Genomic DNA, 12,377 nt, shown 5'->3' on the forward strand with positions numbered 1-12,377 from the left:
GCCCGGTTGGCGTCAAGAAAACGCGTCCAAACAAGGATCTGATCAGCGGCGCTTCGCCAGCGAGATCGCATAGGCCGCGCGGCGCGCCGCAAAGATCTCGTCGGGCGGATGGCCGATACCGTCGGCAAGATGGGCCGGATTGAAGATGGACCCGTCGCAGGCATCGTCGGCTTCGAGACTGGTGATGACGATCGTCCCCAGCCGCATCTCCTCGCGCTTGTCCTCGTCCGGCCATCGCAGCGTTACGTCCAGCGTGGGATCGCCGGGACGGTCGAGCAAGGCCATGACGTTGAAGCGGACTTCGCCGGCTGCGATCTTCCGCGCGAGATCCTCGTGCAGGAAGTCGGCGGACTTCGTCCTGGCTTCGTCCTCGCTCAGCGTGACATCGCCACCGACAGGCGCGAGCTTGAACTTGATGAAGCGGGTCTCACCCGCGGCATTCGTGGCGGGAAAGGCGTGCACGCCCCAATAGGTCGTGCCGGCGAAGCTCGCGGGCAGCCGCCGCGCGGCGATGTAATGCGCCTGGTTCAGCGTCTCGGGGTTGGCCGCGGAGAACGCCTTGACCTTCTCTGCATCAGGTTTGCCGTCCGCGCCGGGAATGCGCGCCTCGAGGAAGGCGAGCATCTGGTCGAGCGTCCTTGCGAAATGCACCGGAGCGCTTTCCACCAAAATGTCCGAGCGATGGGCCTCGTCGCCAAGCCTGAAGCTGAAGCCGCGCAGCACGAGGTTGTTGGTATCGGCGACTTTCAGGTTGCCGCCGCCGACGGAGAAGCGCGCCAGCACGCGCGACGGTCTTGTGAAGCTCGGCGACCGCGTGATCTCACCGGCGCTCTCGGATTGGGTATAGGTGCCGCGTACGCATCGACCCTTGGCGAAGCTCGCGCGTACCTTTGGCGGATTGCCCGCAACCGCCTTCAGCGCGTCGACGATCGCGGCCGGCGTGGTATTAGGGGGTGGCAATTCGGACATGGCAGGGCCTCGGGCTCGAGCGACATGCCTTGCCTTAAGCCTGGTGCAGCGCTCGCGTCTTTCCCAAAGCCGCGACGCTTTGTCCGATCCTGCTGAAGGAATCCGGTCTTACGAATTCACGTGCACGAAATCCCGCAGCAGCGGGTAGATCTCGTTATTCCAGCGCTTGCCGGAGAACACGCCGTAATGGCCGACGCCGGCCTGCATGTGGTGGACGCGACGATAGGCGCGCACGCCGGTGCAGAGGTCTTGCGCCGCCAGCGTCTGGCCGATCGAGCAGATGTCGTCCTTCTCGCCCTCGACCGTCATCAGCCCCATGCGGCTGACGGCCTTGGTGTTCACCGGACGTCCGCGATGCATCAGCTTGCCCTGGGGCAGGAGATGCTCCTGGAAAACGTCGCGCACGGTCTCGATGTAGAACTCGGCCGGCAGGTCCATCACGGCGAAATATTCGTCGTAGAAGGTCTTGATGCTGGCCGCCTTCTCCTTCTCGCCCTTGGCGATGTGGTCGGCGAGATCCATGTGCTGCTTGATGTGGCGCTCGAGATTCATCGAGACGAAGGCGGTGAGCTGCACGAAGCCCGGATAGACCTTTCGCAGCGCGCCGCGGCACTGCACCGGCACGTAGTTGATCAGGTTCTGCTCGAACCAGTCGATCGGCCTGCTCTTGGCGAACTCGTTGACCCTGGTCGGCTGGATGCGCGTGTCGATCGGCCCCGCCATCAGCGTCAGCGTCGCGGGCCGCGAGGGATGGTTGCCCTCGCACATGATCGCGGCGGCCGCGAGCGCGGAGACCGAGGGCTGGCAGATCGCGACCATGTGCGGGCGCGGACCCAATTGGCCGAGGAAGTCGATCAGATGCTCGGTGTAGTCGTCGAGGCCGAAGCGGCCCTCGCTGCGGGGAATGTCGCGCGGGTTGTGCCAGTCGGTGATGTAGACGTCGTGGTCCTGGAGCAGCGTCTTCACGGTGCCGCGCAGTAGCGTCGCGAAGTGTCCGGACATCGGCGCCACCAGCAGCATGCGCGGCTGCTCGCCCACGCCCTCCTTCCTGAAATGCAGCAGCGAGCCGAATGGCGTCGCGTAGGCGATCTCCTCGGTGACGGCGACCTCGCGATTTCCGACCATGATGCTGTCGATGCCATAGGCCGGGCGATGATAGGTGAGGGTGGAGCGCGAGATCAGCTCCAGCGCCGCCGAGAGCCGGCCAACGACCTGATCCGACAGGCCCTGCGGCACCAGATGGAGGAATTTGAGCGCGGAGGACGCCCCCGCCCGCCACGGCGCCGTCAGGTCCATTTGGTTCTGAAACGCCTGATAATACATCGACATCATACTGGAGTGCCCACCTGTCCCATGTTGCCATGCAATATCGAAGCCAGACCTGAGTCAAATCGCCCGGAAAACTGGCACGTGGCTTGCTGCTGAACGGGTGGGAAGCACAGGTAATGGGCACGCCGCGGGCCGGACGGAGTGCCGGTATCAGGCGTGAGGGAAGGGCCAAATGGCGAAGGCGACACTGACCATCAGCAGCAAGAACTACTCGTCCTGGTCGCTGCGTGGCTGGCTGCTGACGAAATTTTCCGGGCTCGATTTTGAGGAGATCGTCACCGCGCCGGACGACGCGTCGGCGCGCGCCGAAATCCTGCTGCTGTCGTCGTCGATCCTGGTGCCGTGCCTGCGGCACGACGGCGCCACCGTCTGGGACACTCTGGCGATCGCCGAATATCTCAACGAGGCGATGCCGGATGCCGGCCTGGTGCCTGATGACCGCGTCCAGCGCGCACATTGCCGCTCGATCTGCGGCGAAATCCATTCCGGCTTCACCACGCTGCGCGCCTCGCTGCCGGTGAACCTGAAGGGACATTTCCCCGGCTTCAAGATCTGGTCGCGCGCGCAGGCCGACATCGATCGCGTCTGGGCGATCTGGCGCGACTGCCTGGAGAAGTCGGGCGGTCCCTTCCTGTTCGGCGAGAGGCGCACCATGGCGGATGCGATGTACGCCCCCGTGGTGACGCGCTTCGTGACTTATGACGTCAAGCTCGAGCCGCTTCTGAAGGCGTATGCCGACACCATCATGGCCATGCCCGAGATGAAGGAATGGATCGCGGCGGCAAAGGAAGAGCCGGCCGAGATCGAGGAGCTCGAGGTCGAATATTAGGCAGGCCTGGTGCCGTCCTGCCTGTTTTGGGAGCGGGGCCCTCGCCGCTCCAACCAGGGGCCATGTCATTGAAGCCGTTAACTTTCGGCGTCGGATCCGGCGCGGGCCTGCTCACGCGCTGCGCAGATATAGTATGCGCGCACCGGCGCGTTGCGACATCTAGCCGTGAACAGGCGTGGACACTGCCTTACGGCTGATTCGGACGTGATTCGTTCGGGCCGCGTTCCGAAGGTTAAGGCGAAGCGCGGCCCCGTTGCATTTTGACACAAACCCTGACGTTCAGGCCGCGCCCGAATGCTTCGAGCGCGGCACGCGCCAGCCGATCACGGTTGCTTCGACCGCGACGCCGGCGGTGTGGTTTTGCCAGCGTCCTTCGACATAGCGGCAGGCGAACGGCAGTTGATACGTTCCGCTGTGGTCTTCGCACAGCACTTCGACTGCAAGGCCGGGCGGCGGTTCTCCGGCGCCGTCGAATTCCGCCAGTCGTCTGTCGCGCGTTGCCATTCCAAAAATCTCCCCTAAACAAAGCCGCGGAAGGAGTGCCCACTTCCTCCGCATGCGGATCATTGCTCCCCGTCCGAGGGAACAGGCCAAGCTCAACGCGAGAATGCGGTACGAGTGTGGTAGCCTCCGGCGACCGCGCGCAAAAAGCGCACATTGCCGTGATTGAATCGACGAGGAACCTGCATGCTGCTTCGAAGCGCCGGCGTCTGTGTCGCGATGTTGCTGCTCGCCATGCTGGCGATTGCGCCGGTCCGCGCGCAGGACGTGCCCGGCATCGAGATCTGCACCGTCGAGAAGACCATGGAGCGGCGCACCAGCTGCCTCCAGAGCAACGTCGATTTCCTCCAGAAGACGATCACGAAGCTCAACCTCGATCACCAGCAGAAGCTGGATGCCGCGGCTCGCCAGATCGACGCGTTGAAGGTGACGGTTGCCGGCTTGCAGAAGACGCTCGGCGATCTCCAGGCCGCGCAGGCGAAGGTCGCCGAGGACGTGAAGAAGAAGCAGGACGCGCCGCCGCCGAAGGACGCGGCGAAATAGGCGCCGCGCTCACGCGACGCGATATCGCTCCATCACGCTGCGGTCGGGCTCATAGCCGAGCCCAACTCCAGTCGGCACCGCGACATGGCCGGTGGCATCGACATCGGCGCGGCCGCCCCAGAGGCAGGCCTCGCGCTTGAGATAGAACATCTCGACGAGGCCGTCGTCACGCGTCGCCAGCAGATGGAGCGTCGCGAGCAGACCCGGACCGAAATACGGGGAGTGCGGAACGATCTTGACGCCGAGCCCATCTGCGAGCGCCGCGACCTTCAGAAATTCCGTGATGCCGCCGACCTTGATCACCGACGGCTGGGCGTGGCTGACCGCGCCCGCATCCATCATCTGGCGGAATTGATATTCCGTGCAGGCGTTCTCGCCGGCGGCGACGCCGAGCCCGCCCTTGCTGCGGACCTCGGCGAGCGCTGCAAAATCCTCCGGCGGCCAGACCGGCTCCTCCAGGAACATCGGCTGCGCGTCCCGGCATGTCCTGGCGAACGCGATCGCCTGCTCGCCTGACAGCGGGCAGTTCATGTCCACCATCAGCGGAATTCCGGGCCCGATCGCTTCGCGCGCGGCAAACACCGCCGGTGCCGTGGTCTCGTGCAGCTTGATGGCGCCATAGCCGAGCGCACGCGCCTTCCTGCATTCGGCGGCGATGTTGTCGGGCGAGCCGATCCGCAACAGGCTCGCATAGGCCGGAATGGCCGGGCGCCTTGTCTCGCCGAGCAGGCGGTGCACCGGTACGCCCCTGATCCTGGCGGCAAGGTCCCACAGCGCGATGTCGAGTCCGGAGATCGCAAACATGGTGATTCCATAGCGGCCGAACAGATGCAGATTGCGCTGGATCTGCTCCATCACCGCGGGAATGCCGGCGGCATCGGGTACCTCCAAGCCGCGGGCCTGCGGTGCGATCATCTCCTCGACGGCGCTGCGCGTGGTGCGGGGACAGACATAGGCGAAGGCATCGCCCCAGCCGGTCAACCCGGCGTCGGTGGTGACCTCGACGATCACCATGTCGAGGGCGGTGATGGCGGAGGCGCCCTGGCGGAAGCTCGCGACACCGGCATCATAGGGGATGCGGATATGGTGCGCCCGCACATCGGTGATCTTCATGACGCGGTTCCTCCTGCTTTCTTGTGAGCGGTTTCAAGGACGCACCGAGTGTAGCCGTGAACGCCCGGACGTTGCCAGTGGCTGTTCCGGCGTTATCCTCTCGCAGGACCGCAACGCCGATCAAGCGAAGCAAGCGGGCTTTCGTGCATCATGGTCACGCTTCGAACGAGAACCACCATGAACCCAGCCCAGCGCGCGCTCTGGTACATCGAGAGCCATCTGGCCGAGCCGATGACGCTCGACGAGATCGCCGCGGTTTCAGGCGTGTCGCGGTTCCACATCGTGCGCGCGTTTGCCGCAGCCACTGGCTATCCCGTGATGCGTTACGTTCGCGCGCGGCGGCTGACCGAGGCGGCGCGCAGCCTCGCGAACGGCGCGCCGGACATCCTGTCGCTGGCGCTGGAGGCGGACTACGGCTCGCACGAAGCATTCACCCGCGCGTTCCGCGACCAGTTTGGCACCACACCCGAAGCGGTGCGGGCCGCGACATGCGTCAGCCATCTCAAGCTACAGGAGCCGATCCTCATGGATTCCACCATGCTCGATCATCTCGCCCCGCCGCGTTTCGAAACCACAAGCGCCTTCCTCGTCGCAGGCATCGACGAGCGCATCTCCTGCGACAACGGCGCGGCCATTCCCGGACTGTGGCAGCGCTTCCATCAGGAGGTCGCCGACATCCCCGCGGGCATCGGCCAAGGGAAAGATCAAGTCGCCTATGGCGTCTGCTGCAACGGCGATGATGCCGGCAATTTCGACTACATTGCCGGCGTCGAGGTCGCCGATTTCTCCGACCTGCCGCGCCGGTTCGGTCGCATCCGCATTCCCGAGCAGCGCTATGCGGTGTTCACCCATACCGAGCACGTCGCCTCGATCCGCCGCACCGTCAACACGATCTGGAATCAATGGCTGCCGGCGTCCGGGCTGAGAGCCGCCGATGCGCCGAACTTCGAGCGCTATGACGAAAAATTCGATCCTGCCACCGGCAACGGCGGCTTCGAGATCTGGGTGCCGGTGACGGAGTAGGACTGCAACGCTGGCATACCATCCCGCTTGCTTGGCAAGGCGGACCTGTTTTGCCATAACCGCAGGCAAATCTTGCGTGTGGGGCCCGTGCCGGACATCCCGTGCAAGTCATAACAAGCAGCCGGGAGGGTCACCACATGTCCAACGTCCGCGTTCTCGCCACCGACCTCGAATTTCCCGAAGGGCCGGTCGTGATGCCGGACGGCTCGGTTGTGCTGGTGGAAATCCGCGGCCAGCGCCTGACCCGTGTTTATCCCGACGGGCGGAAGGAGATCGTCGCCAAGGTGCCGGGCGGGCCGAACGGCGCGGCCCTCGGCCCCGACGGCAAGATCTACATCTGCAACAATGGCGGCTTCTCCTGGATCCCGACCGGCAAGATGATCATGCCGGGACCACAGCCGGACGATTATCTTGGCGGCTCGATCCAGCGCGTCGACCTGCAATCCGGCAAGGTCGAGACCGTCGTGACCAAATGCGGCGAGCACGATCTGCGCGGGCCGAACGATCTGGTGTTCGACAGGCACGGCGGCCTCTGGTTCTCCGATCTTGGCAAGCGTCGTCCACGCGAGATGGACGTCGGCGGCATGTACTATCTCAAGCCCGGCATGACCGAGATCGTCGAAGTCGTGCACGGTGTGCTGCCGGCCAATGGCATCGGCCTGTCGCCGGATGAAAACACCGTCTATATCGCGGAAACGCCGACGGGCCGGCTCTGGGCCTACGAGCTCTCCGCGCCCGGCACGCTCAAGCCGCGCGAGGTGATCTATCGCGGCGAGCGGGGCAAGCCGATCTGCGGCCTCGGCGGCTACCAGATGTTCGACTCGCTCGCGGTCGAAGCGAACGGCAATGTCTGCGTCGCCACCCTCGTTTCCGGCTGCATCTCGGTGATCGCGCCGGATGGTACCCTGGTCGAGCAGGTCCCGACCGGCGACCGCGTCACCACCAACATCGCCTTCGGCGGCCCCGAGCTGAAGACCGCTTACATCACGCTGTCCGGCAAGGGCGAGCTGATCGCCATGGACTGGCCGCGCGGCGGTTTGCCGTTGAATTTTTTGAACAAGTGAGCCAAGCCGTCATTGCGAGGAGCGAAGCGACGAAGCAATCCAGGCTGCCGCCGCGGTAAGATTCTGGATTGCTTCGCTTCGCTCGCAATGACGTAAGGAGACTTCAAAATGCCCTGGCCTGATCCCATCACCCTGCGCGGACAGCACGCCCGTCTCGAGCCGCTGTCGCATCAGCATCGCGAGGGGCTGGTCGAGGCCGTGAAGGACGGCGAGCTCTCGAAGCTCTGGTACACCGCGATTCCCCTGCCTGAGAACATGGGCAAGGAGATCGACCGCCGCTTAGGGCTGCAGGCCGCGGGCTCGATGCTGCCGTTCACCGTGTTCGACGCCGGCGGCAACATCGTCGGCATGACGACCTACATGAACATCGACGCCGCCAACCGCCGCGTCGAAATCGGCTCGACCTGGTACGGCAAGAGCGCGCAGCGCGGCCCGCTCAACACGCAGTGCAAGCTCCTGCTGCTGCGCCACGCCTTCGAGACGTTGGACTGCATCGCGGTCGAATTCCGTACCCACTTCTTCAATCACCAGAGCCGCCGCGCCATCGAGCGCCTCGGTGCCAAGCAGGACGGCATTCTGCGCAGCCACCAGGTCACGCCGAACGGCACGCTGCGCGACACCGTGGTTTACAGCATCACCGCCGCCGAATGGCCGACGGTGCGGACGCATCTCGAATATCAACTCAACGAAAAGCCGCGCTAGAGATGATGTGCACCGGATTGGCCGCGCGCTCGATCACCTCTCCCATAGGGAGAGGTGTCGGCCCGCGCCGCTGCAATTCACTCAATTTCACGACACGCTGGGGACGGACGAATGGACAGATTTGATTATGTGATCGTCGGTGCGGGCTCCGCCGGTTGCGTGCTCACCAGCCGGCTGAGCGAAGATCCCGGCACCAGCGTTTGCGTGCTCGAGGCCGGGCCCAGCGACTGGCATCCCTACATCCATCTGCCGGCGGGCTTCATCAAGACCTTCCACATGAAGAGCATCAACTGGGCCTACCAGCAGGAGGTCGGGCCCTGGACCGGCGGGCGCAGCATCTACGCGCCGCGCGGCAAGACGCTCGGCGGCTCGTCCTCGATCAACGGCCACATCTACAACCGCGGCCAGCGGATGGATTTCGACACCTGGGCGCAGATGGGCAATCGCGGCTGGGGCTATGCCGACGTGCTGCCCTACTTCAAGCGGCTGGAGAAGCGGGTCGGCGAGGGCGACAACACCTTCCGCGGCCGCGACGGCAAGCTCACGGTCACGACCATGGAGTGGCGCGATCCGCTCTGCGAAGCCTTCATGGAAGGCGCGGTCTCGCTCGGCATTCCCCGCAACCCCGATTACAACGGCGCGAAGCAGGAAGGCGTCTCCTACTGCCAGCGCACCATCGACAACGGCCTGCGCGTCTCCGGTTCGACCGCCTTCCTCAAGCCCGCGATGAAACGGCCGAACGTGCATGTGCACACGCACGCGCACGCGACCGAGATCATCTTCGAGGGCAAGCGCGCCGTCGGCGTGCGCTACATGAAGGGCGGCCGCAATGGCACGCCGGTCGAGGTGCGCGCCAACAAGGAAGTGATCCTCTCCGGCGGCACCTATAATTCGCCGCAGCTTTTGCAGCTCTCCGGAATCGGCTCGCCGGACCTGCTCCAGGCCCACGGCATTGCCGTGCGCCATGCGCTGCCCGTCGGCGAAGGCCTTCAGGATCACTACGCGCCGCGCACGGTCGCACGCGTCAAGGATATCAAGACCATCAACGAGCTGCGCCGCGGCCTCTCGCTCTGGATCGAGGCGCTGAAATGGGCGACCACGCGCCGCGGCCTGCTGTCGCTGTCGCCGACCATGGTCTATTGCTTCTGGCACTCCGGCGAGAGCGCCGACTCTTCCGACCTCCAGCTTACCTTCACGCCGGCAAGCTACAAGGAAGGCGTGCAGGGCCAGCTCGAGGACGAGCCCGGCATGACGGTCGCGTCCTGGCAGCAGCGCCCGGAAAGCCGCGGCTATGTCCGCATCCGCTCCAGTGATCCCTTCGCGCCGCCGATCATCCAGACCAACTACCTCGACGCCGAGCTCGACCGCCGCGTCATCGTCGGCGGCATGAAGCTCGCCCGCAGGCTTTTGAAGAGTGCGCCGCTGTCGCCCTATTACGCCTACGAGGATTTCCCGGGCCCCAACATCAACACTGACGACGAGTTTTTGGCCGCCGCCACCGAACGCGGCACCACCACCTTCCACCCCGGCTGCACCTGCCGCATGGGCCCGGCGGATTCGAGCTGGGCGGTGGTCGACGACCAGCTCCGCGTCCACGGCCTGGAGGGCCTCCGCGTCATCGATGCTTCGGTGATGCCGCGCATGATCTCGGCCAACCTCAACGCCTCGACAATGATGATCGCGGATCGCGCGTCGGACCTCATCCGCGGCAAGCAGCCGATGGAAGCGGCGCGGATTCCGGATGCCGCGGTGGCGTGATATTTCGTAGGGTGGGTTGCGCTTGACGGCCAAGCCGCCCTACGAGCTCCGTTCATGGAAACGCGGCAAATGCCCCAAATCAACGATGAGCGGCAATCTGTTGGCCAGATCGCCATCTGCGCGATCGTCTTTCTCTGTACCGCCATTCCGATTGGTTTGCTGTTGCGGGTAGGGTGGCGGGATTGGACCCTGTTGGTCGGTGCCTGGGCGGCAGTGTACTTCATGGGTGGAGTGCGATGGTTTCCTTGGGGCACCCCAGTTCGAAAGGCGTTTTCAACCGGTGTGTTTGTTGGCACGGTGCTTCCAGCTCTTGAGTGGGTCTCGACGTTGCAGACCCCGTAGCCCGGATGGAGCGCAGCGCAATCCGGGACGGCCCGTCGTTTGTGGCACGATCCCGGATTACGCTTGTGCTCCATCCGGGCTACTGGATCTCGTTGCCCGTCGGCCAAAACACCCCTCACCCCCGTCAATCCCTTCCCTCAAAAATATTCCACTTTACCGAAATTCGGAATTGCGTCATAACCCAAAACAGCCCGGCCCACGAAGAGGGGCGGTTCGCGAGTCGTTCGAAACGCGGGCCGGGTTGCGGTGGACGCGGCAGCGTCGTGCGCGAGAGGCGCGGGCAGGGCGGGTAGTCCCTGTGAGCCCGAGGCTTCGTGCGGACGAGCGGCGCCGAAGTCCGGCGAAGCCTCATGGCGAAGCCGGATGAGCTGCGTACGGCAAAACCGTGTGGTCCTGGCCGTCGTTGCTACGGTCAAGCCTTTGCGGAGATGTGCGCGAGCCCAACCGGGTGGACGGCATCGTCAATTCGCAGGGCGAGGGAGGCCAGCAGGAACTCGGCTCCCGGGAGAGCATGGCATAAGCCGTCCGACCACTGCGCAGGGAAGGCCGTGTGTTTGGCTTCACCTGTATGCCGCTGTGCAGTTTTTCTGCGTGTGCTTTCGCACAGCGGACCGTGGGTGCCAGCCGGCACCCGGCCTTCCCTGCGCCCTCTTTCTTTGGGGGGGCGACGGACAGAGCAAAGCTCGGGCGAAATGCGCCGCGAGGATGCGAAGGTTTGTCTGCGATTGCGATGCGGGTTGGAGAAGCAGCGATGCCCCTTGCTCCGTCATTGCGAGCGCAGCGAAGCAATCCAGTCTGCTTCCGCGGAGGGATTCTGGATTGCTTCGCGGCGCTCGCAATGCCGAGGTGGAGGGGGCATGCGCCCACACCTCGCTCTCGCGCCCCGGACGCAGCGCAACGCTCCTTCAGCGGTGCGCTGCAGAGCCGGGACCCAGAAGCCTAAACTTCCCGCCTGCTCAAGAACGCCAGCCGCTCGAACAGGTGCACGTCCTGCTCGTTCTTGAGCAGCGCGCCGTGCAGCGGCGGGATCAGCTTGCGCGGGTCGCGCTCGCGCAATTGCTCGACGCTCATGTCTTCGTTGAGCAGGAGCTTGAGCCAGTCGAGCAGCTCGGAGGTCGAGGGCTTCTTCTTCAGGCCGGGCACCTCGCGCACCTCGAAGAAGATGCGCAGCGCTTCCTCGACGAGGCGCTTCTTGATGCCGGGGAAGTGGACGTCGACGATGCGGCCCATCGTGTCGGCGTCGGGAAACTTGATGTAGTGGAAGAAGCAGCGGCGCAGGAAGGCGTCCGGCAGCTCCTTCTCGTTGTTGGAGGTGATCATCATGATCGGGCGCTGCTTGGCCTTGATCGTTTCGCCGGTCTCGTAGACATGGAATTCCATGCGGTCGAGCTCGAGCAGCAGGTCGTTGGGGAATTCGATGTCGGCCTTGTCGATCTCGTCGATCAGCAGCACCGGGCGCTGCTCGGCGGCGAAGGCGTCCCACAGCTTGCCGCGCTTGATGTAGTTCCTGATGTCCGACACACGCGCATCGCCGAGCTGGCTGTCGCGCAGGCGCGACACCGCGTCGTATTCGTAGAGGCCCTGCTGCGCCTTGGTGGTGGACTTGATGTGCCAGGTCAGCAGCGGCGCGTTCAGCGCCTTCGCCACTTCCTCCGCCAGCACCGTCTTGCCGGTGCCGGGCTCGCCCTTGATGAGGAGCGGACGCTCCAGCACGATCGAGGCATTGACGGCGACCTTGAGATCGTCGGTCGCTACATAGTCCTTGGTGCCGGTAAATTTCATTGCGCGTCCTTGTTGGTCGTCGGCCGGGGCTCGCCCCGGTCGCGACATGGGAACGGCCGCACGCGGCGGCCGTTCCTGGTTCGGTCAGGCTTTCAGACCCGTTTTATCAGCGAAAGGATGACGAGCACAATCACCGCGCCGATGGTGGCGTCCACGATGGCGCCGACCGTGCCGGTTGCGAGCTGGATGTGCAGCTGGGGCAGAACCCAGCTTGCCACGAGTGCGCCGATGATGCCGACGACGATGTTGCCGATCAGCCCAAATCCCGCCCCATGGACAATCTTGCCGGCAAGCCAGCCGGCGATCGCGCCGATGATCAGCGCTGCGAGAATTCCCATTGCAAACGTCCCCCAAACAACCCCGTGAGGCCGCCAATTCTAGAGCAAAAAGCCTCCCGGTCCAGCGCCGAGCAGTGGCCGCCG

At 64.7% G+C, this 12,377-nt stretch carries 13 protein-coding genes; 7 read left to right on the forward strand and 6 right to left on the reverse strand.

The window, feature by feature from the left end; genetic code table 11:
- Positions 1–42: 42 nt before the first annotated feature.
- Complete coding sequence (locus tag JQ572_RS19280) at positions 43–969, reverse strand: catalase family peroxidase (protein ID WP_211384399.1); 927 nt, start codon at positions 967–969, stop codon at positions 43–45.
- A 108-nt stretch (positions 970–1,077) separates the two neighbouring features.
- The gene (locus JQ572_RS19285) at positions 1,078–2,301 is read right to left on the reverse strand and encodes a polyhydroxyalkanoate depolymerase (protein ID WP_211384400.1); all 1,224 of its coding nucleotides are present in this window, start codon (positions 2,299–2,301) and stop codon (positions 1,078–1,080) included.
- A gap of 169 nt (positions 2,302–2,470) precedes the next feature.
- Between JQ572_RS19285 and JQ572_RS19290 the strand changes: the two genes are divergently transcribed.
- Entirely contained in the window at positions 2,471–3,127 is a 657-nt protein-coding gene (locus JQ572_RS19290) for a glutathione S-transferase family protein (protein WP_211384401.1), read from the forward strand.
- Between the two features lie 279 nt (positions 3,128–3,406).
- Here JQ572_RS19290 and JQ572_RS19295 read toward each other — a convergent pair whose 3' ends face one another.
- Positions 3,407–3,631, reverse strand: coding sequence for a hypothetical protein (locus tag JQ572_RS19295; protein ID WP_211384402.1), 225 nt, complete (start codon positions 3,629–3,631; stop codon positions 3,407–3,409).
- A 183-nt stretch (positions 3,632–3,814) separates the two neighbouring features.
- Here JQ572_RS19295 and JQ572_RS19300 point away from each other — a divergent pair, with 183 nt between their 5' ends.
- On the forward strand, positions 3,815–4,171 hold the full coding sequence (locus JQ572_RS19300) for a hypothetical protein (RefSeq protein WP_211384403.1): 357 nt from the start codon (positions 3,815–3,817) through the stop codon (positions 4,169–4,171).
- A 9-nt stretch (positions 4,172–4,180) separates the two neighbouring features.
- Here the strand turns inward: JQ572_RS19300 and JQ572_RS19305 are convergent, their stop codons facing one another.
- Entirely contained in the window at positions 4,181–5,284 is a 1,104-nt protein-coding gene (locus tag JQ572_RS19305; protein ID WP_211384404.1) for a mandelate racemase/muconate lactonizing enzyme family protein, read from the reverse strand.
- Positions 5,285–5,461: 177 nt separating this feature from the next.
- Between JQ572_RS19305 and JQ572_RS19310 the strand changes: the two genes are divergently transcribed.
- The 5 genes from JQ572_RS19310 (at position 5,462) to JQ572_RS19330 (ending at position 10,173) form a co-directional block, all read left to right on the forward strand.
- Positions 5,462–6,307 carry an AraC family transcriptional regulator gene (locus tag JQ572_RS19310; RefSeq protein ID WP_211384405.1) on the forward strand — a complete coding sequence of 282 codons (846 nt, stop codon included), beginning with the start codon at positions 5,462–5,464 and terminating at the stop codon, positions 6,305–6,307.
- A gap of 137 nt (positions 6,308–6,444) precedes the next feature.
- Positions 6,445–7,371, forward strand: a complete 927-nt coding sequence (locus JQ572_RS19315) for an SMP-30/gluconolactonase/LRE family protein (protein WP_211384406.1) — start codon at positions 6,445–6,447, stop codon at positions 7,369–7,371.
- A gap of 108 nt (positions 7,372–7,479) precedes the next feature.
- Positions 7,480–8,073 (forward strand): GNAT family N-acetyltransferase, encoded by a 594-nt coding sequence (locus tag JQ572_RS19320; protein WP_211384407.1) that lies wholly within the window; start codon positions 7,480–7,482, stop codon positions 8,071–8,073.
- Positions 8,074–8,184: 111 nt separating this feature from the next.
- On the forward strand, positions 8,185–9,831 hold the full coding sequence (locus JQ572_RS19325; protein WP_211384408.1) for a GMC family oxidoreductase: 1,647 nt from the start codon (positions 8,185–8,187) through the stop codon (positions 9,829–9,831).
- Between the two features lie 54 nt (positions 9,832–9,885).
- The gene (locus JQ572_RS19330) at positions 9,886–10,173 is read left to right on the forward strand and encodes a hypothetical protein (protein ID WP_211384409.1); all 288 of its coding nucleotides are present in this window, start codon (positions 9,886–9,888) and stop codon (positions 10,171–10,173) included.
- A 939-nt stretch (positions 10,174–11,112) separates the two neighbouring features.
- Here JQ572_RS19330 and JQ572_RS19335 read toward each other — a convergent pair.
- Positions 11,113–11,955, reverse strand: a complete 843-nt coding sequence (locus tag JQ572_RS19335) for an AAA family ATPase (RefSeq protein WP_211384410.1) — start codon at positions 11,953–11,955, stop codon at positions 11,113–11,115.
- 92 nt (positions 11,956–12,047) lie between these two features.
- Entirely contained in the window at positions 12,048–12,293 is a 246-nt protein-coding gene (locus JQ572_RS19340) for a GlsB/YeaQ/YmgE family stress response membrane protein (protein ID WP_027519717.1), read from the reverse strand.
- Between the last annotated feature and the right edge of the window lie 84 nt (positions 12,294–12,377).

The sequence above is a fragment of the Bradyrhizobium sp. SZCCT0153 genome (genome assembly GCF_018129995.1).
GTDB lineage: Bacteria > Pseudomonadota > Alphaproteobacteria > Rhizobiales > Xanthobacteraceae > Bradyrhizobium > Bradyrhizobium japonicum_G.